The organism is Aquimarina agarivorans (assembly GCF_000218485.1).
Taxonomy (GTDB): domain Bacteria; phylum Bacteroidota; class Bacteroidia; order Flavobacteriales; family Flavobacteriaceae; genus Aquimarina; species Aquimarina agarivorans.
This window is the reverse complement of the sequence record NZ_AFPB01000138.1, coordinates 45296-67845: the sequence shown is the minus strand read 5'-3', so window position 1 is coordinate 67845 and position 22550 is coordinate 45296. Positions and strand designations below refer to the sequence as shown.

22 protein-coding genes are annotated in these 22550 nt (G+C 35.7%); 4 read left to right on the top strand and 18 right to left on the bottom strand.

The window, feature by feature from the left end:
• Position 1: 1 nt before the first annotated feature.
• The 14 genes from rpsQ to rpsL all read right to left on the bottom strand — a co-directional run bounded on the left by rpsQ (position 2) and on the right by rpsL (position 8502).
• The gene (rpsQ, locus tag GMC_RS0108045; RefSeq protein ID WP_010181921.1) at positions 2-259 is read right to left on the bottom strand and encodes a 30S ribosomal protein S17; all 258 of its coding nucleotides are present in this window, start codon (positions 257-259) and stop codon (positions 2-4) included.
• A 13-nt stretch (positions 260-272) separates the two neighbouring features.
• Positions 273-467, bottom strand: a complete 195-nt coding sequence (rpmC, locus tag GMC_RS0108040) for a 50S ribosomal protein L29 (protein ID WP_010521645.1) — start codon at positions 465-467, stop codon at positions 273-275.
• Positions 468-477: 10 nt separating this feature from the next.
• Positions 478-897 carry a 50S ribosomal protein L16 gene (gene rplP, locus GMC_RS0108035; RefSeq protein ID WP_010521644.1) on the bottom strand — a complete coding sequence of 140 codons (420 nt, stop codon included), beginning with the start codon at positions 895-897 and terminating at the stop codon, positions 478-480.
• Positions 898-919: 22 nt separating this feature from the next.
• Positions 920-1645 (bottom strand): 30S ribosomal protein S3, encoded by a 726-nt coding sequence (gene rpsC / locus GMC_RS0108030; protein WP_010521643.1) that lies wholly within the window; start codon positions 1643-1645, stop codon positions 920-922.
• Between the two features lie 9 nt (positions 1646-1654).
• Positions 1655-2062: a 50S ribosomal protein L22 gene (gene rplV, locus GMC_RS0108025; RefSeq protein ID WP_010181925.1), complete on the bottom strand. Its 408-nt coding sequence runs from the start codon at positions 2060-2062 to the stop codon at positions 1655-1657.
• A gap of 7 nt (positions 2063-2069) precedes the next feature.
• On the bottom strand, positions 2070-2351 hold the full coding sequence (gene rpsS / locus GMC_RS0108020; protein WP_010521642.1) for a 30S ribosomal protein S19: 282 nt from the start codon (positions 2349-2351) through the stop codon (positions 2070-2072).
• Between the two features lie 3 nt (positions 2352-2354).
• A complete protein-coding gene (gene rplB / locus GMC_RS0108015) occupies positions 2355-3179 on the bottom strand; it encodes a 50S ribosomal protein L2 (RefSeq protein WP_010521641.1) in 825 nt (274 codons plus the stop codon).
• Positions 3180-3188: 9 nt separating this feature from the next.
• Entirely contained in the window at positions 3189-3479 is a 291-nt protein-coding gene (rplW, locus tag GMC_RS0108010) for a 50S ribosomal protein L23 (protein ID WP_010521640.1), read from the bottom strand.
• Positions 3480-3487: 8 nt separating this feature from the next.
• Entirely contained in the window at positions 3488-4117 is a 630-nt protein-coding gene (gene rplD, locus GMC_RS0108005; protein ID WP_010521639.1) for a 50S ribosomal protein L4, read from the bottom strand.
• A complete protein-coding gene (gene rplC / locus GMC_RS0108000; protein WP_010521638.1) occupies positions 4117-4734 on the bottom strand; it encodes a 50S ribosomal protein L3 in 618 nt (205 codons plus the stop codon). Before rplC ends, rplD begins: the two co-directional genes overlap by 1 nt.
• Before the next feature lie 385 nt (positions 4735-5119).
• Positions 5120-5425: a 30S ribosomal protein S10 gene (gene rpsJ / locus GMC_RS0107990; RefSeq protein ID WP_010181931.1), complete on the bottom strand. Its 306-nt coding sequence runs from the start codon at positions 5423-5425 to the stop codon at positions 5120-5122.
• 11 nt (positions 5426-5436) lie between these two features.
• Positions 5437-7563 (bottom strand): elongation factor G, encoded by a 2127-nt coding sequence (gene fusA / locus GMC_RS0107985; RefSeq protein ID WP_010521636.1) that lies wholly within the window; start codon positions 7561-7563, stop codon positions 5437-5439.
• A gap of 12 nt (positions 7564-7575) precedes the next feature.
• The gene (gene rpsG / locus GMC_RS0107980; protein WP_010521635.1) at positions 7576-8052 is read right to left on the bottom strand and encodes a 30S ribosomal protein S7; all 477 of its coding nucleotides are present in this window, start codon (positions 8050-8052) and stop codon (positions 7576-7578) included.
• A 75-nt stretch (positions 8053-8127) separates the two neighbouring features.
• Positions 8128-8502: a 30S ribosomal protein S12 gene (rpsL, locus tag GMC_RS0107975; protein WP_010181934.1), complete on the bottom strand. Its 375-nt coding sequence runs from the start codon at positions 8500-8502 to the stop codon at positions 8128-8130.
• A gap of 706 nt (positions 8503-9208) precedes the next feature.
• Here rpsL and GMC_RS0107970 point away from each other — a divergent pair.
• Complete coding sequence (locus GMC_RS0107970) at positions 9209-10780, top strand: BamA/TamA family outer membrane protein (protein WP_238527949.1); 1572 nt, start codon at positions 9209-9211, stop codon at positions 10778-10780.
• A gap of 102 nt (positions 10781-10882) precedes the next feature.
• Complete coding sequence (gene rlmB / locus GMC_RS0107965) at positions 10883-11617, top strand: 23S rRNA (guanosine(2251)-2'-O)-methyltransferase RlmB (protein ID WP_029489671.1); 735 nt, start codon at positions 10883-10885, stop codon at positions 11615-11617.
• Positions 11618-12106: 489 nt separating this feature from the next.
• Here the strand turns inward: rlmB and GMC_RS0107955 are convergent, their stop codons facing one another.
• The 4 genes from GMC_RS0107955 to GMC_RS0107940 form a co-directional block, all read right to left on the bottom strand.
• Positions 12107-12862, bottom strand: a complete 756-nt coding sequence (locus GMC_RS0107955) for a hypothetical protein (protein ID WP_010521631.1) — start codon at positions 12860-12862, stop codon at positions 12107-12109.
• A gap of 306 nt (positions 12863-13168) precedes the next feature.
• Positions 13169-14521, bottom strand: a complete 1353-nt coding sequence (locus GMC_RS0107950) for a UDP-N-acetylmuramate--L-alanine ligase (protein ID WP_010521630.1) — start codon at positions 14519-14521, stop codon at positions 13169-13171.
• 44 nt (positions 14522-14565) lie between these two features.
• Positions 14566-15066 (bottom strand): tetratricopeptide repeat protein, encoded by a 501-nt coding sequence (locus tag GMC_RS0107945; RefSeq protein WP_010521629.1) that lies wholly within the window; start codon positions 15064-15066, stop codon positions 14566-14568.
• Positions 15067-15173: 107 nt separating this feature from the next.
• Positions 15174-15968: a PhzF family phenazine biosynthesis protein gene (locus GMC_RS0107940; RefSeq protein ID WP_010521628.1), complete on the bottom strand. Its 795-nt coding sequence runs from the start codon at positions 15966-15968 to the stop codon at positions 15174-15176.
• Positions 15969-16225: 257 nt separating this feature from the next.
• Here GMC_RS0107940 and GMC_RS0107935 point away from each other — a divergent pair, with 257 nt between their 5' ends.
• Together GMC_RS0107935 and GMC_RS20635 are read left to right on the top strand one after the other, a co-directional pair.
• Positions 16226-17260, top strand: coding sequence for a hypothetical protein (locus GMC_RS0107935; protein WP_040472486.1), 1035 nt, complete (start codon positions 16226-16228; stop codon positions 17258-17260).
• Between the two features lie 41 nt (positions 17261-17301).
• Positions 17302-22548 (top strand): alpha-2-macroglobulin family protein, encoded by a 5247-nt coding sequence (locus GMC_RS20635; RefSeq protein WP_029489668.1) that lies wholly within the window; start codon positions 17302-17304, stop codon positions 22546-22548.
• The last annotated feature ends 2 nt before the right edge of the window (positions 22549-22550 follow it).

The window sequence follows — 22550 nt, the reverse complement described above, 5'->3', positions numbered from 1 at the left end:
GTTACTTCGCTCTTTCTATTACTTCAACTAATCTCCAACATTTTGACTTACTTAAAGGACGTGTTTCCATAATCCTTACAGTATCGCCTATGTTACAGTCATTTGTTTCGTCGTGCGCAACGTATTTTTTAGTTTTTAACACGAACTTTCCGTACATAGGGTGTTTTACTTTTTTTACTTCAGAAACAACAATAGATTTCTCCATTTTGTTACTAGTAACCACACCGATACGTTCTTTTCTTAAATTTCTTTTTTCCATCTTTTCAGCAGAATTAAGCGTTTAATTCACGTTTAGTTAACTCAGTTGACAATCTTGCAATAGATTTTCTTGCATTACGGATTTGTAATGGATTCTCTAATGGAGAAAGTGCGTGAGCCATTTTTAATTCAGAATACGCTTGTTTTGATTTACCAAGTTCTTCTTGTAATTCAGCCACAGACAGACCTTTAATTTCTGATTGTTTCATAATTCAAATATTAAGCTTGATAATCTCTAGCTACGATAAACTTAGTTTTTACAGGTAATTTTTGAGCTGCTAAACGCAAAGCTTCCTTTGCAGTGTCAAATGGCACTCCAGCAATTTCAAATAAAATTCTTCCTGGTTTAACAACTGCAGCCCAATATTCAACAGCACCTTTACCCTTACCCATACGTACTTCAAGAGGCTTTTTTGTAATTGGTTTGTCTGGAAAAATCATAATCCATAACGAACCTTCTCTTTTCATATAACGAGTAGCAGCAATACGCGCAGCTTCTATTTGTCTTGCAGTTACAAAATTTGAATCCAACGATTTGATTCCGAAAGTACCGTTTGATAGTGTATGCCCACGTTGAGCAAAACCTTTCATACGTCCTTTTTGTTGTTTACGGAATTTTGTTCTTTTAGGCTGTAACATTGTCTAAAATTTCTTTATAAAATTACTTTCTACGACGTGGTTTATTGTTTCCACCTCTTCCTTGTCCTCGGTCTGATTTACCTTGCTTCTTTGATAAACCTACCAAAGGAGAAAGCTCCCTTTTACCATATACTTCACCTTTCATGATCCATACTTTGATGCCCATTCTACCGTAAGTAGTATGCGCCTCAACTAATGCATAGTCAATATCAGCTCTGAATGTAGACAACGGAATACGACCGTCCTTGTACGACTCTGAACGTGCCATTTCAGCACCATTCAAACGTCCAGAAATTAATACCTTAATACCTTCAGCATTCATACGCATTGCAGCCGCAATTGCCATTTTTATTGCACGACGGTAAGAGATACGATTCTCAATTTGACGCGCAATACTTGAACCTACTAAAAATGCATCAAGTTCAGGCCTTTTAATTTCGAAGATGTTCAACTGAACCTCTTTACTTGTAATTTTTTTAAGCTCTTCTTTTAACTTGTCTACCTCTTGACCCCCTTTACCAATAATGATACCTGGACGTGCTGTAGTGATAGTAACGGTTACAAGCTTAAGCGTACGCTCAATAATTACTCTCGATACACTAGCTTTTGATAAACGTGCATGGATATACTTTCTGATTTTATCATCTTCAGCAAGTTTATCTCCATAGTCATTACCTCCGTACCAGTTAGATTCCCATCCTCTGATGATACCAAGGCGATTTCCGATTGGATTTGTCTTTTGTCCCATATCTTTATCTTAGCTTTGTGTATTATTATTTGATCCAACTACAATAGTAACGTGGTTAGAACGCTTTCTAATTCTGTGTGCTCTTCCTTGTGGAGCTGGACGCAATCTTTTTAACATTGCTCCACCATCAACACGTATTTCAGAAACAATAAGATCAGCATCTTCAATGCTTGCATCTTCGTTTTTAGCTTGCCAATTTGCCAAAGCTGACAATAACAATTTTTCTAAACGACGTGATGCTTCTTTAGGACTAAATCTAAGTATCTGTAGTGCATTTTCCACTTTTTTACCACGTACTAAATCCGCTACTAAGCGCATTTTTCTTGGCGAAGTAGGACAGTTATTAAGTTTAGCAAAAGCAATTTGCTTTTTCTCTTCCTTAATCCTGTCAGCCATTTGTTTTTTACGAACTCCCATAGCTTACTTATCTTTTACCTTTATTTTTCTTATCAGCACCATGCCCCCTATAAGAACGTGTTGGTGAAAATTCTCCTAATTTGTGACCTACCATGTTCTCAGTTACATAAACAGGAACAAACTGACGACCATTGTGTACAGCAATTGTTTGACCTACAAAATCAGGACTAATCATTGATGCTCTTGACCAAGTTTTAATCACTGTTTTTTTGTTTGCCTCTACGTTTGCCGCGACCTTTTTCTCTAACTTATAGTGAATGTAAGGTCCTTTTTTTAATGAACGAGCCATATCTTATTTCTTTCTACGTTCTACAATATACTTATTACTTGCTTTCGTTTTAGAACGGGTTCTGAATCCTTTAGCAGGTAAGCCCTTTCTTGAACGAGGGTGACCTCCGGACGAACGTCCTTCACCACCACCCATTGGATGATCAATCGGGTTCATAGCTACTGGTCTTGTTCTTGGTCTACGACCTAACCAACGCGTTCTACCCGCTTTACCCCCTACTAACAATTGATGATCACTGTTAGATACAGCCCCAATTGTTGCTAAACAAGTAACTAGAATTAATCTTACTTCACCAGAAGGTAGTTTTACCGTAGCAAACTTACCATCCCTTGCCATTAATTGCGCAAAAGAACCAGCACTACGAGCCATAACAGCTCCCTGACCTGGATGAAGTTCAATACAAGAAATAATTGTACCTAATGGAATAGCACTTAAAGGCATTGCATTTCCAATTTCTGGAGCCACATCAGCACCTGAAACTATGTTTTGCCCTACCTGTAATCCATTTTGAGCAATTACATAACGCTTTTCACCATCTTGGTAGTTTAAAAGCGCAATAAATGCAGTTCTGTTTGGATCGTATTGGATAGAAGCCACCGTTGCAGGCACACCGTGCTTGTCACGTTTGAAATCCATAATACGGTAACGCCTTTTATGACCACCACCTTTGTAGCGCATGGTCATTTTACCTTGACTGTTTCGACCTCCAGTACGTTTTTTCGGAGCTAATAAACTCTTCTCCGGCTTATCAGTAGTAATGGCGTCAAACCCATTTACTACTCTAAATCGCTGTCCTGGGGTGATTGGTTTTAATTTTCTTACTGACATTTTTTAGTCTTAAAGATTACTGTATAAATCAATTGTATCACCTTCCGCCACCTGTACAATTGCTTTTTTATAAGCATTTGTTTTACCAGTTACAATACCTGTTTTTGTATAACGTGTATTGCGATCCGGGCGGACGTTTATTGTTCGAACTTTATCTACAGAAACACCATAAGCAGCTTCCACCGCTTTTTTGATTTCCACCTTGTTCGCCTTCTTATTTACTACAAAACTGAAGCAGTTTCTTAACTCACTTGCAGCAGTAGCTTTTTCTGTAATAATAGGTTTAATTAAGATACTCATCGTGTGCTCTATTTACTTAAATTCGTTTCAATTCCTTCTAAAGAACCCTCCAACAATACTACATTATTAGCATGTAATATTTTGTAAGTACTCAATTCTGAAGCTAAAACAACTTCAGTATTTTTTAGATTTCTTGAAGATAAGTACACATTTTCGTTTGCTGCACCTAAAACGAATAATGACTTTTTAGCATCCAAGCCTAAAGACTTTAATACGTTTACAAAGTTTTTCGTTTTAATTTCTTCAAAATTGAAATCCTCAAGTACCGTTAAAGAACTTTCTTGTACTTTTAAACTTAAAGCTGACTTACGCGCTAAACGCTTCACCCCTTTATTTAATTTAAAAGAATAATTTCTTGGTCTTGGCCCAAAAATTCGACCACCACCTTTAAAAACACCAGATTTGATACTACCCGCACGAGCTGTACCAGTTCCTTTTTGTTTTTTTATCTTTCTTGTACTACCAGTAATCTCAGCTCTTTCTTTAGCCTTGTGCGTTCCTTGGCGTTGGTTTGCCAAGTATTGCTTTACATCTAAGTACACAGCATGATCATTTGGCTCAATAGCAAAAACAGCATCAGAAAGGTTTGCCTCTCTACCTGTTTCTTTTCCGTTGATATCTAAAACTGCTACTTTCATTATTTCTGAATAGTTACATATGCGTTTTTATGACCAGGAACACATCCTTTGATCACAAGTAAATTCTTATCTGAAACTACTTTTAAAACACGTAAGTTTTGAACTTTTACTTTTTCGCTACCCATTTGACCTGCCATTCGCATACCTTTAAATACACGTGCAGGATATGAAGCAGCACCAATAGAACCTGGAGCTCTTAATCGGTTGTGCTGACCGTGAGTTGCTTGTCCAACACCACCAAATCCGTGACGCTTAACAACTCCCTGAAAACCTTTACCTTTTGAAGTTGCAGATACATCCACAAATTCACCTTCAACAAAATGCTCCACGGTGATTACATCACCTAACTTGTACTCCTCCTCAAAACCTTGAAATTCGACAACTTTACGCTTGACAGTAGTACCAGCTTTTTTAAAGTGACCTTGAGCCGCTTTACTAGCATTTTTATCAGCCTTGTCATCGAAACCTAATTGCACAGCATTATAGCCGTCAACATCCTCAGTTCTGACTTGGGTAACTACACATGGCCCAACTTCTAAAACAGTACACGGAATATTTTTCCCACTCTCGTCAAAGATGCTAGTCATGCCAATTTTTTTACCAATTAACCCAGACATTTTTACTTATTTAATTATTACTATTTATTTAAAAAAATTCAAGGCCGAAAATACCTCCGACCTTGAATGTATTTTTTTACCGTTTTTCCCCCGCCCGCAGCGTAAAGGACATGTAATTCTCATAATCTATGAGAATTTTGGATTGCAAAAGTACAAATAATTTTCAAATAAACAAGCTATGATAGCTAATTATTTGTAAAAAAGTAAATTACTTGTTTTTTCAGAATCCAAACACAAACACTAACCACCACCGATGTCACTATATCGCTTTTGACATTAACTCTTATATTTAAATCGGCACTGCTATTCACTTAGACATATAAAAAAAGCCATTCAGAAAATTTTCCGAATGACTTTTAGTATTATTAAGACTGATAAAAAAATATCACACTTTAATTTCAACCTCAACTCCACTTGGCAATTCAAGCTTCATTAAAGCATCAATTGTTTTTGAAGATGAACTGTATATATCAAGTAACCTTTTGTAAGAACTTAATTGAAACTGCTCACGTGATTTTTTGTTTACGTGTGGCGAACGTAAAACAGTGAATATTTTTTTGTGCGTTGGTAATGGAATAGGTCCCGTTACAACTGCACCAGTACTTTTTACTGTTTTTACGATCTTTTCAGCAGATTTATCTACTAAATTGTGATCGTAAGATTTTAATTTAATTCTAATTTTTTGACTCATTTTAGTAGATTTTAAGCTTGTTCTCCTTTAGCCGCTTTGATCACTTCTTCCGAAATGTTCGACGGAGTTTCAGCATAATGTGAAAATTCCATTGTAGATGTTGCTCTACCTGAAGATAATGTTCTTAATGTAGTTACATAACCAAACATTTCAGAAAGTGGCACTGTAGCTTTTACAGTTTTAGCACCCGCTCTATCTCCCATATCACTTACTTGACCTCTACGACGGTTCAAGTCACCAACAATATCACCCATATTTTCTTCAGGAGTAATTACCTCCAATTTCATTATAGGCTCCATGATAACTGCTTTTGCAGCTTTTGCAGCATTTTTAAATCCTAATTTAGCTGCCAATTCGAATGATAATTGATCCGAATCCACATCATGGTATGATCCATCAGTTAAAGTTACCTTCATAGCATCAACTTCATATCCCGCTAAAGGACCTGCAACCATTGCCATTTTGAAACCTTTTTCAACAGAAGGAACAAATTCCTTAGGTACGTTACCACCTTTAATGTTAGAAATAAATTCTAAACCTACTTTTCCTTCTTCAGCTGGCTCTAATGTAAATACGATATCTGCGAATTTACCACGACCACCTGATTGCTTTTTATACACTTCTCTGTGCTCAGCAACCTGAGTAATAGCTTCTTTATATTCCACCTGAGGTTGACCTTGATTTACTTCAACTTTAAACTCACGCTTTAAACGGTCCACAATAATATCCAAGTGAAGCTCACCCATTCCAGATATAATTGTTTGTCCTGAAGCTTCATCAGTACGTGCTGTAAATGTTGGATCCTCTTCAGATAATTTTGCTAAAGCCATACCCATTTTATCCACATCTGCTTTTGTCTTAGGCTCCACCGCAATACCAATTACTGGATCAGGGAAGTCCATAGATTCCAAAACAATTGGATTTTTTTCATCGGACATGGTGTCACCAGTCTTAATATCTTTAAATCCTACTGCCGCTCCAATATCTCCTGCTTCAATAAAATCGATAGCATTTTGCTTATTAGAGTGCATTTGGTAAATACGAGAAATACGCTCTTTTTTACCTGAACGGTTATTTAAGATATATGAACCTGCATCCAAACGACCAGAATATGCACGGAAGAATGCTAAACGACCTACGAAAGGATCAGTAGCAATTTTAAATGCTAGCGCCGAAAATGGCTCCTTAACATCTGGCTTACGCAATACTTCCTCATCAGTCTTAGGATCAATACCCCTAATACCTTCTTTATCGGTAGGAGAAGGCAAGTAACGACATACAGCATCTAACAAGAACTGCACTCCTTTATTTTTAAATGCCGATCCACAAATCATTGGAATGATTGCCATATCCATTACGGCAGCCCTAAGCGCAGCATGTACTTCTTCTTCTGTAATAGAATCTTCATCTTCCATAAATTTCTCTAAAAGATTCTCATCGTAACTCGCCACTTCTTCAATAAGTAGTGCACGATATTTACGAGCTTCCTCTTTCATATCTTCAGGAATATCAACGATATCAAAAGTTGACCCTTGTGTTTCATCATGCCATACGATAGCACGGTTTTTTACCAAATCAACCACCCCTTTAAAGTCAGCCTCATCACCAATATTTAATACAATTGGCACTGCATTTGACTTTAACATGTCTTTAACTTGCTGACAAACTGCCAAAAAGTTAGACCCCTGACGGTCCATTTTATTCACAAAACCAATACGAGGTACTTTGTAGTTATCTGCTAATCTCCAGTTAGTTTCAGACTGAGGCTCCACCCCATCAACTGCACTAAATAAGAATACCAGACCATCCAATACACGTAGTGAACGGTTTACTTCCACCGTAAAGTCCACGTGACCAGGAGTATCAATAATATTAAAATGATATCCTTTTGTATCTGCTAATGATTTACCATTTTCGGTTGGGAAGTTCCAAGTACAAGTAGTAGCAGCAGAGGTAATCGTGATACCACGCTCTTGCTCTTGCTCCATCCAGTCCATTGTTGCCGCACCATCATGCACTTCACCAATTTTGTGACTTACCCCTGTATAGTAAAGGATACGCTCAGTAGTAGTGGTTTTTCCAGCATCAATGTGTGCTGCAATACCAATGTTTCTAGTAAATTTTAAATCTCTTGCCATTTCTATATATGATTAGAATCTAAAGTGTGAGAATGCCTTGTTTGCCTCGGCCATTTTGTGCGTATCCACTCTTTTCTTAACAGCAGCTCCTTCTTCTTTAGCAGCAGCTAAAACTTCTGAAGCTAATTTTAATGCCATAGATTTTTCATTACGCTTACGAGCGAAAAGAATTAACCACTTCATTGCAGTTGAAATTTTACGATCTGGGCGTATTGGGTTTGGAATTTGAAATGTTGCCCCACCTACACGACGGCTACGAACCTCAACGTGTGGCATTACGTTTGACAACGCTTCTTTCCAAATTTCTAAAGCTGTTTTTTCGTCATCATTATTCTTTTCTTCTACGATATCAATTGCATCATAAAAGATTTTGAAAGCTACCGACTTTTTTCCGTCCCACATCATCATGTTTACGAAACGAGTTACTAACTGATCATTAAAACGAGGATCTGGAAGTATCGGTCTTTTTTTTGCCTTTCTTTTTCTCATGTTTTGTTTTTAAGTTTTTTAGTTTTTTGTTTTTTGGTTGCAAATCAAACAACCTTTCAACGCTTAACTTTTAAATTACTTTTTAGGGCGCTTTGCTCCGTACTTAGACCTACGCTGTGTTCTTCCTGCTACCCCAGCGGTATCAAGTGCTCCACGAACAATATGGTATCTAACTCCTGGCAAATCTTTTACCCTTCCACCTCTAACCAATACTATCGAGTGCTCCTGAAGATTGTGTCCCTCGCCACCTATGTATGCATTTACTTCCTTACCATTTGTTAACCTAACACGGGCAACTTTACGCATTGCTGAGTTTGGTTTTTTTGGTGTAGTGGTGTAAACACGTGTACATACGCCACGTCTTTGTGGACATGAATCTAAGGCAGCCGATTTACTCTTCTTGGTTATTTTGGCTCTACCTTTTCGTACTAATTGTGAAATTGTTGGCATAATTGCTTTACACTAATTATTAAATTTATTTAATCCCTATTCTAAGGGCTTGCAAAAGTATGAATAATTATCAGCAATTCAAATAATAACGTATTTATTTTAAAAACCGCTTGATTTTTGTTTGTTTTTTTCAATTATTTTATTTTTCAATCTTATTTTTTTTGCACCTCATGCTCACTAATTAATACATCTTGCTTTTTTTGCTTCGGCAAGAAAAAATAGATATCTATAAAATCACTGTTATTATTTATATTATTACTTTAATTGGGTTAATAAATTGAATTAAAAGTCACAACATGCTTTTTTCGACTGAAACTCCTTGAATTTTATTTGCATTTTTGCGTGAGGGATTGCAATGAAAATCCCACAGCCTGACGTTAGGAAGTGTGAGGAATTGAAATGGAAAGCCCGACCCTTGTGGGCACGCCCTAATTTTAAGCTTGTTACTTTTACTTACATATATATTAGTAGTAATGATTTTTTTTATTTATATAATCCTATCACTTTGCAATCTTATGTCATGATTTTTTGCCAGTAGGGTTCTTTTTAATATTATTGTTTTAGATTAATTTGCCGTATGTCGTTGTCCAAATCTTCATTTTGTGTTTTTTTATGTTGCTTTTTGGGATTATACGTAACTGGAATTTGTCAAACAACGCCGCAAAAATTATACTTACAAATTAAAAACAGCGATAGTATTGAAAATTTGAAAAGTTTTTCAAATTACAAGTCCTTGCAATTGCATATTGACAGCTTAACCCACACCTTGCACAAACAAGGGTACTTGACTGCTTTTTTTGAAAAGCCCGTTTTTAAAAACGACACTACTTATACAACTCAGCTTTTTAAGGAAAATATTACTAGTTATGTAGCCCTTAAAAATTGGAGTACACTCCCAAATAGCATTAAAAAAAATGCTAGATTAAAAAAGAGTAATATTATTAGCATTACAGATTTACAGCAGAAATTAGCATATTGGAATGCCTTGCTTTCCGATAAAGGAAATCCTTTTAATAGCCTACAGCTCAAAAATATTAGTACAAAAAACGACACTATTTATGCCGATTTACATTTTGAAGGCATTGAAAAACGTCAACTTGACAGTATTATAATTAAAGGATATCCTAAATTTCCTCGTGGTTTTTTAACTCATTACATAGGGATCAAAAAAAACAGCTTGTATCAAAATAAAAAAATTCAGGAAAAGGTACAACAATTAAATAGCCTACCATTTGTGAGTACAATTAAGCCTGCCGAGGTACTTTTTAATCCTACATCAACTCAATTATACGTTTATATAAATAAGAAAAATGCTAATAATTTTGATGGCTTTTTAGGATTTTCAACCGATGAGGAATCTGGAAACTTGGTTTTAGACGGGTACTTAAACTTAAGTTTAAGAAATAATTTAAATTATGGTGAGGAAGTGAACCTGACTTACAAGAGTGATTCCGAAGAACAACAACAATTTACCGTGCAGGCCAAACTGCCTTATTTATTTAAATTGCCACTTGGCGTAGAAGCTGGACTACACATTTTTAGACAAAGGGATGTGTTTTCAACTACGGAACAAAAAATTGGCCTAAACTATGCGTTTACTCCTCAAATTGAAGCTTTAGTAGGTTTTAAGCAGTACGAATCTGCAGATTTAAACGAAAATGAGTTTATTTTAGGCACTGTTACAGATGACTTTGACGCCAGTTTTTTTCATTTAGAATCCAGATACGTAAAAAAACAGAACAGTTTGTTGTTCCCGATAAAAACAAAGGTAATTGCCCATACCGAAATTGGAAGCAGATCACAAATAGACATTACTACTAATCAGCTAAAAATTGGATTACAATTCAGTCATATTTTTCAATTAAATAGGCGCAACAGTATTTATGTGGCTAATAACGCTCAATTTTTTAATTCAAATAATTTTTTAACTAACGAACTATTCCGACTTGGCGGAATTTTATCCATCCGCGGTTTTGAAGAAAATAGCTTAAGAGCTTCAATTTTTAACGTGTTAAATACAGAATATCGTTTTCAGCTTAGTGAAACAATTTACGCTCACAGTATTGTTGACTTTGCGTTTACTGACAATCAAGCTCCGCAATCAAGTACTAATCCTGAACCTATAGGTCAAAATCAACTGACTAGCTTTGGTGTTGGACTTGGGATGCTGACAAAGGCTGGTTTATTTAGACTAAACTACGCCAATGGCACCAGCGATGATATTCCTTTTGAATTTGGAAATTCCAAAGTAAACCTCAGTTTAACCGCATTTTTTTAAGGCTTTTTTGCTTCTACCTTTAACCAACCCCTCAACTGATAACAGATAACTCTCAACTAAAAAAAAATTCCTAATTCACAATTAACATATTACCTTTGCGACATGAGTAACGAATCACAACTTTTCGGTATCCACGCAGTAATGGAGGCAATAAAATCGGGAAAAACTATTGATAAAATTTTTTTACAGAAAGGACTTCAAGGGAGTTTATCCAAAGAATTAATTCAATTACTGAGAACACATAAAATAACTCCCAATACCGTACCAGTTGAAAAATTGAACAAACTTACTCATAAAAATCACCAAGGTGTAGTTGCTTTTGTTGCGCCTGTTGATTTTTACGATTTGGAAGAATTAGTAATCCGCACGCAAGAATCTGGTGAAACACCATTATTTATAGTACTCGACCAACTTACTGATGCCAGAAATTTTGGAGCCATCATAAGGTCTGCCGAATGCGTTGGTGCCCATGGAATTGTTATTGCAAAAACTGGTGCCGCGCCCGTATCTGCTGATACGGTAAAAACCTCCGCTGGAGCGGTGTTTAATTTACCCATTTGCAAGGTAGCCCATTTAAAAGATGCGCTTTTTTTATTTCAATCTTGCGGCATACAAACCGTAGCTGCTACTGAAAAAACAGAAGATAGTATTTACCAAATAAATTTTAAGCTACCTACTGCTATTATTATGGGTTCCGAAGGAAAGGGAGTATCGCTTGGAATTTTAAAACTTGTTGACCATAAGGCAAAACTACCTATGTTTGGCGAAATTAGCTCGTTAAACGTTTCGGTTGCTGCGGGTGTATTTTTGTACGAAGCTATTAGGCAGCGTATGTAAGCTGCTGTTTATAAGTGTTGTGTGTTTTTTATTTTTCGAGTTTCTTTTGTTTATACCAAGTTCTTGAATCAGATTTAAAGAGCAGTATAAGTGCTATTAATTGTAATACTGATTGTACTAATGAAAAGAATCCTACAATAAAACTAAGTCTAAAAGTGTCAGGGATTACAAAAGGAAACATTAAAAAACCAATCGAGGTGAGAACCGCGTAAATATTTCGAGAAGTAACACTTCCTCTTTTAATGAAATAAGCTAATAGCCCCAAAATAGCTGTGGAAAAAATAATGACGACTAAACTCATTCTATCTGAGGCTATATTGATATTGGTTGTTCCTCTATCAACCGATTACAGCCATAAAGAAATGTAAATATTGGTAATAGTATTATAAATTTTTTAGACATCAGATTTCTGCTTTGTCAAATTGTTTACAACGTTTTGTGTAAAATGCGTTTTAATGCATTTTTACATGGTGTTGTGGTGTCGTCTATTTAGTTGTTTCTTTTATAGTCAAGTTCATTTAACTTTTCATACGTCCAGTTTAGTTCGTTCAATTTCCATTCACCGAGTTCTTTTGGATCCATTATTATTTCCTCTATTTGATTCTTCAAGTCTGCAAGTCCATAGTCTGTGTTTAACCAATCGAATACAATTTTAGAAATCACACCATCTGCGAATCCACTTGACAAAGTATCGTTATTTGCTCCCTTAAATCCTCCACATACCAAATCACTTAAGTGTAATAAGCTGGAGCGATTTATAACCGTCCGCCATTCTCTTAATATTTCCAACATATCAACTTTAGCCTTGTAAAGCATAATGATTATAGAATCAATTTTTTCGAGTTCAGGAATAGGGTAAATAGAAAGAAAATGTTTAAATAACTCCTTCGAATAATTCTGAATTATCTCAATTTCTTTTACAGTCCATTCTTCTATGGAATAGTACTCAAATCTACTTAATATAAGCTCTGCAGAATGGTGTAAAAACTTCAATTCTGCAGTTAACTCCAAAAATCGAGGGAGAAAATGTTTGAACTCTTCGATGTTCGGTAAATCTGTTTTAGCGGCTGTATTATATTCATAAAGAAGTTCAAACGGAATCTGATTTACAGACATACCTGCTAATTCACTTTCCTGATTAGGTGTCATACAGCATTCTGTACAAATGTCTAAAGGAATAGTGACATCGTATTTACTGAAAACCGAATAGCTTTCATCAATTATATTTCTTAGTTCACTTGTCATTTTTTATGCACCACAACGGACTTGTAATCGAGTAGGCAAAGGGATTTTCACCCTAAGCCTCTCACAGAACCGTGCTTGAAAGTCTCCCTTCACACGGCTCTTGTTGTACAAATCTACGCAATACAATTTATTTGAGAGAAGTTCCAATGATAAAACAAAGTCGGGTATTGTTTCCGTACTGTTGCTAACCATTTATACCCCTTCTTAATACTGGTTTTGTAGCGTTTATACCTTTTCCGTGCCCACCAAACTAATCGTTTACTCAGTAGCCGAAAGACTTTTCCATTAGTATTTTCTTTTAATTATTTAAAACAACTCCTTTACAGCATCAAAATCCAAACCACCATAATTCCCACTACTCATTAGCAATAAAGTTTTATTGTCGAACTTTTGCGCAAACAAAAAATCCTTAAAGGCTTTCGACTCAGTATACACTTTTAGATCTGTCTTTTGAAAAGCCGTTTTAATTTGCCGTTCACTAATGGGTTTCATCTGCTTTATAGCTAAAGCTTCTGGCGAATAAAATACAACCGCTTCATCCGCTGCATTTAATGCGCCTTCATATTGTTTTAAAAATTCCGCATTCAAACTACTGTAAGTATGTAACTCCAGGCAAGCAATAAGATTTCTATTTGGAAATTGATTTTTAACCGCTTGTGTAGTTGCCAAAACCTTTGAAGGGCTGTGGGCAAAATCCTTATACGCCACAGCATTGGTAGCTTCGGCAATTTTTTCAAGTCTTTTGGATGCCCCTTTAAAGCTAGCGATGGCTTCATAAAAATCATCTTCATCAATAGCCATATTTTGACAAATCCATTTGGCTCCTGCCAAGTTACTCAAATTGTGCGCTCCAAATATTTCTAACGGAAGTGATCCTTCATTGGTTTCAATTAAAGTTTCACCATCCTTTACTGTATATTCAGGAGTGCGATAAGGTATTTTTCGAATTTGATTTTCGCTTGCTTCTACTAAACGCTTTACCGTTGCATCTTCTTCATTATAAATTAAAATTCCTCCTGGCGTTATTTGATTGATAAAAATCTCGAACTGCTCCTCATAATCTACCAAGGTTTTAAACACATTTATATGATCCCAGGCGATTCCACTTAACAAAGCAATATTGGGTTTGTACAAATGAAATTTAGGGCGTAAATCAATAGGCGATGACAAATACTCATCCCCCTCCAGTACCATAAAATCATTATCCTCAGTTAAATGTACCATGGTTTCAAAGCCTTCCAATTGTGCGCCAACCATATAATCCACCTCTTTATTATGATAATGCAACACATGTAAAATCATTGAGGTGATAGTTGTTTTTCCGTGTGATCCACCAATTACTACTCTGGATTTTAATTTTGATTGTTCGTACAAATACTCAGGATATGAATATATAGCTACCCCCAATTCCTGCGCTTTTAACAATTCTGGGTTATCTGCTTTGGCATGCATCCCAAGGATAACAGCATCCAAGTTGGTTGTAATTTTTGTTGCTTGCCAACCTGTTGACTCTGGTAATAAATTGTATTTTGATAACCTTGATTTTGAAGGCTCAAAAATAGCATCATCGCTCCCAGTAACGTGATATCCTTTTTGGTGTAATGCAATGGCTAAATTGTGCATGGCACTTCCGCCAATTGCTATAAAATGTACGCGCATATGTTAAAATTGTGAAGTAAATATACGCGGTTTACGGCAATTTTCTATTTATTCTTCCGAATATAAGCCATGGCTTTTTCTCCCTCAATAGCATTTAAAACCAATAATTCCTTAGCGTATTTTGTTGCTTTAGTCACGCTTCCGCCAAAAGTTGATGGCAATTCCATAAACAATTGCACCAAAGCTATTCTGGGTTCTTCATACGAGGTATCTAGGGTAGCCGCTTTTATAAAATGTTTTTTTATGTCGTCAATTAAAAAAACGGCACTCAATTTATTATTTTTTGCTTTCATTCCTATAGCGCCTGCGTATTTAAAATGATAACGTGCATTGGTAACATCATCCGTTAACAACGGTTTAAAATAGCTAGCCGCTAAACTCCACTTTTTATTTTGAAAAGCAATATCCCCTAAATACTCCATAGCTGTGGTGTTTTTTGGATGCTCGCTTAAATAGGCTTCAAAAACTTCCTGAGCTTCGTTATACTGGTGTTTATTGAACAACTCTATGCCTTTTTCCAATGACTCTGGTGTAAATGCTATCATTTTTGTCAAACTAAAAAAACTGCTAAAAAAAATAATTTCATAAATTATTACTTGATTTACTTTAAAAATTCAAACGTCTAAAATTAGTTGGTTTCTGTATGCAAAATTTACTTTAAAGTGGCTTTGAATACCGTTACGGCATTGCCCTTAATTTCAACAATATCATCAATCAATCCTACTTTTAAATGGCCAGTTCGTTGCGATAATTGCAAAGCATTAAATACTTTTCTTCCTGTTTTTATATGCCAAATGGGCACTAAGGCACATTGTGCCGAACCGGTTACAGGATCTTCATTAATCCCAGATTGCGGCGCAAAACATCGCACTACAAAATCAATATCTGGAATATTCGATTCAGCTGTTATTAACAAATGTCCTAATCCATTAACAGGCAATTTATCAAAAATTGGACCAGCAATTTCAATATCATTTTGGCTTTTGGCTACAGCCACCGTCCAATCTCCTGAATTAAAAAATTCAACGGGTTCAAAACCAACTAGCGCATTAAAATTTTCAGGTACAGCTACTTGCTCAATAGCATATTTAGGAAACCTCATTTTTATACCATCAGCCTCTTTAGTAACTTGCAATTCCCCTCCTTTTGCATTAAATTGAATTTGCTCTTGTGTAGCTGCTATTCCAAGTTCATACATAAGGTGAGCACTTGCTAAAGTGGCATGCCCACACAAATCAATTTCATTAGTTGGGGTAAAAAAACGAATATCATAACTTTCACCATTAGACATTACAAAAGCAGTTTCGGACAAATTCATTTCCATAGCTAACTGTTGCATCCATTTGGGATCAGTATTGTTTTCGGCAAATACCACTCCTGCCGGATTCCCTTTAAAAACTTCTGAAGTAAATGAATCTACCTGATAAACTATTTTATTATTGGTCATTTTAGTTGGTGTGTTTGGACTCCTTTCCTGAAAAGAATTAATTAAAAAATGAAATAATTAATTCAACATTTATAAAAATACGTTAATAATTCTATACTCCACTAAACTGCAACAAGTAATCCCAAAGTTAGTATCTTTAACCGTATAGTTTATAACGAATTCTATTCTAACTTATGACGCGCTTTCTTATTTTTTTTATTTGTTTTATTGTCAGCATCACTTCTACGTTAAGTGCACAAAATAAAAACTACTCCAGTATGTGGCAAACTATTGAACAACTTGAAATTGAAGGTAAAGTGACTACCGCGCTAAAAAAAGTAAACGAATTGCATCAAAAAGCAGTGAATCAAAAAAATGATGTACAGCAGCTTAAATCGTTGCTATTTCGTTGGAAGTTTATGCAAATTATTGATGAAAAATCGCAAATAAATACCCTTAATGAGCTGAATACTGCAATTGAAAAGCATTCCTTTCCCAACAAACAGTTACTACACATGTATAAGGCGCATTTTTTGGAGAGTTATTTAAATGACAATTATTTGCGCATAAGTGACCGTACAGCAACTGTTGATGCCAACCTCAAAAGTTTTCAAACTTGGGACTTGAACACATTTTTAGCTGAAATAAGTACCCAGTATAACAAGGCTTTAACGCCTGCCGTGGCTTTGGCTAATATTAACACCACTAGTATTAGCGAATTATTGATTACCGTTCCAATCTCGCGAAAATTTAAACCCACTGCTTATGACATTATTGCACACAAAGCCTTAAAATTTTATAAAAATCCTCGTAATCGAATTAATAAACCAAAGGATGAATTTTTGATTACCTCATCATCGTATTTTGCGACTTCTTCCAATTTTATAAAAAGTAAATTAAACACAACAGATCATGCTTCCCTACTTTTTAAAGCATTGGAAACCTATCAACAGCTTGAAAAAATTCATTCGCAACAAAAAAGCACCGTTGCGTGGGTGAATGCTGCTTTAAAGAGGCTTCAGTTTGTGAAAGCAAATCACCTTGGTCCGGAAACCGAGTCTTTGTATATAGAAAGTTTAAAAAATTTAACCTATGAATTTAAAAAAGCCAATGATATTGCAAAAATAAATCTAGCGCTAGCTAAAGCATACCGAAACAGTGCTTTTGCAAAAAATGCTGATGGTAAATTAAAACATCCTGACTTTAACACCCTTGCTTTAAATTTGGTCACTGCTGTAGAAGCACAAAATGTAGATACCCAAACCCTTATTGAAGCTAAAAATTTAAAAAATCAAATACTACAAAAAAAATAATTTGGCTAACGCAGGATAAGTATCTACCAAACAAACCTCATTTGGCACAAATTACTTTTACCAATTGCTCAAAAATTACCGTAAATGCGTATCGAGTTCCAGTGGCATTTAAATTGAATGATTTAGGCTATAAAAATCGAGATTCATTAACGGAAGATTACTTATCGAAACGTAAACTGCTTTTTACCAAAACTTACGCGTTGCCCAAAAAGAAAGATTACAATACTTATAGCACAGAGGTTTCTGTACCGCAACTTCCACTAGGCAATTATGTGTTTCGAATACAAACGGATACCTTAACTGACAGTTATAAATACCACCAAATTGATGTGACTGAAATTGGCGTAAACAAAACAGTACTTCCCGATGCCAATCGTTATCAAATAGTAAACCGATACACAGGAGCACCCTTAGTTGGGGCTAAAATAAATGTGGAAACCGAAATTAATCGACGTACAAATCAAAAAGTAACCACCAATTACACAGCGGATGCATGGGGTAATTTTGTGCATCGTAAAAAAAATAGTTACCAAAATCAAAAAATTAGTATTTCCACTACAAAGGATACTTTACTGCTAACAGATTATGCTTACGGAAGAGCGGTGAGCAATAATAATGAACATAATGCCTACCGTTCTAAAACATTACTTTTTTTGGATCGAGCCATTTACCGTCCGGGGCAACCTGTGTATTTTAAAGCCATTTCCATTAGCGAACTCAATAAAAAAAGTACTGTTATTGCTAATCAAAAAATTACAATTGAAGTCACTAACCCTAATAATGAAAAAGTCCATGAAACTACCCTGACAACTAATGAATATGGCTCCGTGCACAGTGAATTTAAACTCCCTGAGACTGGAATTACGGGCAATTTTGCCATTTCAGCCCGCTTGGAAGCCCCTAAAAACAAAAAAAATCATCAAAATGGTAGTGCGTATTTTTCTGTTGAAGAATATAAACGCCCCACTTTTGAGGTCTCTTTTTTACCCGCTACCGAAATATACAAACCGCTGGACAGCATCAAAATTATTGGTAATGCCAAAGCATTTTTGGGTACTGCTATTACCGATGCTACTGTAAATTATTCCATTTCTCGCACCAAACAATATCGCAATTACTGGTGGAGCCAGCCTGCAAATAATGAAAGTAAGCAAATAGCATTTGGAGAAGTAGATACTAACCAAAAAGGAGATTTTACCATTCAATTTAAAGCAGAAACAGATGAAGTGATTACTGCAGATAAAATTTACAAGTACGTTATTGAAGCCAAAGTTATTGACCTTAACGGCGAAACTAGGGAGGCGACCACTACACTAAAAGTAGCGGACAAAAATTTAGTTGCAACAATAAATACCGAAGCTATTTGGAAATCCTTTAAAACCAACATGCTTAAAATTAATACCACCGATGTTAACGACAACCCCATACTGACCAATGGCTCTTTAAAGGTGTATAAATTAAAGGCTCCTAATCGATTTTTAAATGCTCGTCCGTGGGCCACCCCTGATATTCAAACTATGGAACAAGCTGAATTTGCCGCGAAATTTCCACACATTCCGTACACTAACGAAAATGACACCAAAAACTGGAAAAAAGGACGAAGCTATTTTGAGCATTCGTACTCAAATAAAACGGAAGAAACAGTAAGCGTCAGCAATTTTAAACTTTGGCCTTCGGGCAAGTATCTTTTGGTTATTACAAGCACAGATCCTAATACCAAAACACAAACAACTACCGAAAAGGTAATTACATTGGAGCATATTGATCAACGTTTTCCTGCCGACAAACAACTATTTACGCACTCTGCTAGCATAAATTCAAAAAAAGCTTCCCAATTAGTTATTGACATGAAAACCGCAGTTCCCGATCTAACTACTTTTGTAGAGGTTTTTGATGGGGACATTTCCATTTGGAAGCAAAAAATAGAATTAAAAAAAGGAAGTAAATCCATTCCTATCAATTTTAAAAACTTAACCTACAATCAACTAAACGTAGTGTATCACTATCAAATTTTTAATCATTTTTATACCGCAAAAGACCTAATTGACTTAAGCAAAAAACCAGCTACACTAAACATTACAAAAAAACATTTTACGGATAAAATAAGTCCTGGTGCTAAAGAAACCTGGAGTTTTAATGTTGAAAGCTCAAACAAAAAAGCTTTTAATGCTGAAGTTTTGGCAACAATGTACGATGCTTCCTTGGATCAATTTCGCACCCATTCCTGGAATACTAATTTCGGTTTTTATCACTACATCCCGCAACCAAACGCAGCCAGTGAATTGCAACGACTAAATACCAATACAATTAGTTTTAGGGAAACTATTCCAAATTTACGCTATCCAAATATTCCAAACGAACAGTTAAATCTTTTTGGTTTTGATTTTAATGTGATTAATTCATGGAACTACCGGAAGTATTTGAGGGAGTTGAAAAGTAAATACGCAACAAAAATTAAAAAAGAATTTAATATATCAGGAGTAATTCTTGATAATGATAAATTACCAATGCCCTTTGTCAATATTATTATAAAAAACTCAGAAATAGGAACCAACTCTGATCTAGATGGTAAATTTAGTATTCGAGCAGACAAAGGTGACACCCTCGTTATTTCTTTCATTGGTTTTGTTACTAAAGAATTCGTTGTAACAAAAGAAAATGAATTTCTTAAAATTAAACTTTTACCTGATCCCAACATAAACATAAGTGACGTCATCATCAATACTAAGGCCAAGCAAAACTGGAATGAATTTACTGGAGGTGTAAGCCGAATGCCTCGCCAGAAAATGTTAGCAAATGAATCTTTAGAAATGATGGATTCAGGCATTGCTTTGAAAGAAATAGATGCAGAATACGAAACGGCGGAAGGTAGTCTTGTAGATAATTCTGGAATAGAACAAGACCCTGATACAAAAACACCCGTTATAGAAACCCAAGACCTAAAAAACATCCGAGCTCGAACCAATTTACAAGAAACTGCTTTCTTTTTGCCTAATTTACGCACCAATAAAAAAGGGGATGTTGAATTTGAATTTACCTCCCCCGAAGCCTTAACGCGTTGGAATTTTAATTTGCTAGCGCATACACAACAGGCAGAAACTGGTCAACTTTCGGCGCAGACCATCACTCAAAAAGAATTGAGTATTGTTCCAAATGCGCCTCGCTTTGTGCGTGAGGGCGATAGTTTGCGCTTTACAGCAAAAATTACCAATCTTACTGAAAAACCAATTTCAGGAACTGCTCTGCTGGAATGGTCCAATCCTACCAATCAAAAAAATGTAGATTTACAGTTGCAACATACAGGGACTACCAAAAAATTCAAAATTGATAGCCATGGTAATGCACTTGTTGACTGGAAAATTGTTGTTCCTTCGGATTTATCCGCCATTCAGTATAAAATTGTGGCACAAGCAGGACAGTTTACGGATGGAGAGCAAAATGTGATTCCAGTACTTTCCAACCGCATGCTGGTAACCGAAAGTATTCCTATTTGGGTGCGTGCTGGCGAAACTGAAAGTTACGAGTTAGCAAATTTTGACCCATTAAGCAATACTCAAAAACCACATGCCATTACCTTGGAATATACCACTAATCCTGCTTGGATGGCTATAAAATCCTTGCCCTACTTAATGGAATTTCCGCATGAATGTAGCGAGCAAACTTTTTCCAGGCTTTATGCCAACGCCGTGGCAAGTCACCTTATAAACTCCCAGCCAAAAATTAATGCTGTTTTTAAAAGCTGGGAAGCAAAAAAAGGAAGTTTACAAAGTCCGCTAGAAAAAAATGAAGAATTGAAAAGCATTTTAATTTCGGAAAGTCCTTGGCTACAAAATGCTAAGTCTGAAACCGAACAGCAACAACGTTTGGCAACACTTTTTAACCTTAAAAAAACAGCTCAAAACCAACAAAAGGCGATTAATAAATTACGTCAATTACAAAATACTGACGGAGGATTCCCTTGGTTTAATGGTGGGCAATCAAATCCATACATTACCAGGCATATTTTAGCTGGATTAGGTCATTTGGAAAAATTGGGAATTACCAATCAGCAAACCAAAACGGACAATATTGTTAAAAATATGATTCGCTTTTTGGACAGTGATTTGTTATATCATTACAATGAGTTCCTAAGGCATAATAAAACCCCCGATAATTTTTACAAACAAGTACAGTGGCTTCATTTGGCTTATGCCAGAAGTTTTTTCCTGACTCGTTTCCCCTTAAAGGGAGAAGTAAAAACAATTATCACGAAAGCCCTCGATTTTCAAAAAACAACTTGGCAATCGCGCTCCATTTATCAAAAAAGTTTGATAGCCTTAACATTACATCGTTTTGAAAAAAGTCGAGTAACACAGCAAATTTTAACCGCATTAATTGAATCTGCAGTAAATTCTAAAGAAAACGGCATGTATTGGAAAGAAAATACCAACTCCTGGTGGTGGTATCAATCGGAAATTAGCACACAAGCGCTTTTGATTGAAACGTTTTCCGAAACCAATCAACCAAAAAAATACCTTGAAGAATTAAAGATTAATTTACTTAAAAACAAACGCACAAATCGTTGGGAAAGCACTATTGAAACTGCCGATGCCACCTACGCCCTTTTATTGCAAGGTAAAGATTGGCTTTCGTTAAAGGACAATACTACTATTACTGTAGGCAATCAAAAAATAGCTACAAAAAAGCTAGCCGAAACAGAAAAAGAACAAGGCACAGGCTATTTTAAAACACATTGGAGTGCCAATGAAATTACACCGAATTTTAAATCAATAAAAGTATCTAACAAAGGAAAAGTGACCAATTACGGTGGCTATTACTGGCAGTATTTTGAGAATTTGGATGCCATAAAAACATCCAATCAGTCGCCACTGGCTATTGACAAAAAATTATATAAAAAAGTAATTACTAAAAAAGGAACGGAATTACAGCAAATTACCACAAGTACTCCTTTACAAATTGGTGACAAAGTAACTGTACGCTTACTTATAAAAAATGAAAATCTTATGGAATTTGTACACCTCAAAGACATGCGCGCTAGTGGTTTTGAACCTGTAAAAGTACTTTCAACATACCAATATAAAGATCGTTTGACCTATTACCAAAGCACTAAGGATGTAGCCACTCACTTTTTTATAGATCGCTTACCTAAAGGCAATTTTGTACTAGAGTATGACGTTATTGCCAATCAAACAGGTAATTTTTCAAATGGAATAACCACCCTGCAATGCATGTATGCCCCTGAATTTAGCAGCCATTCTGCTGGACAGCGCGTAATCATTACTGAATAATT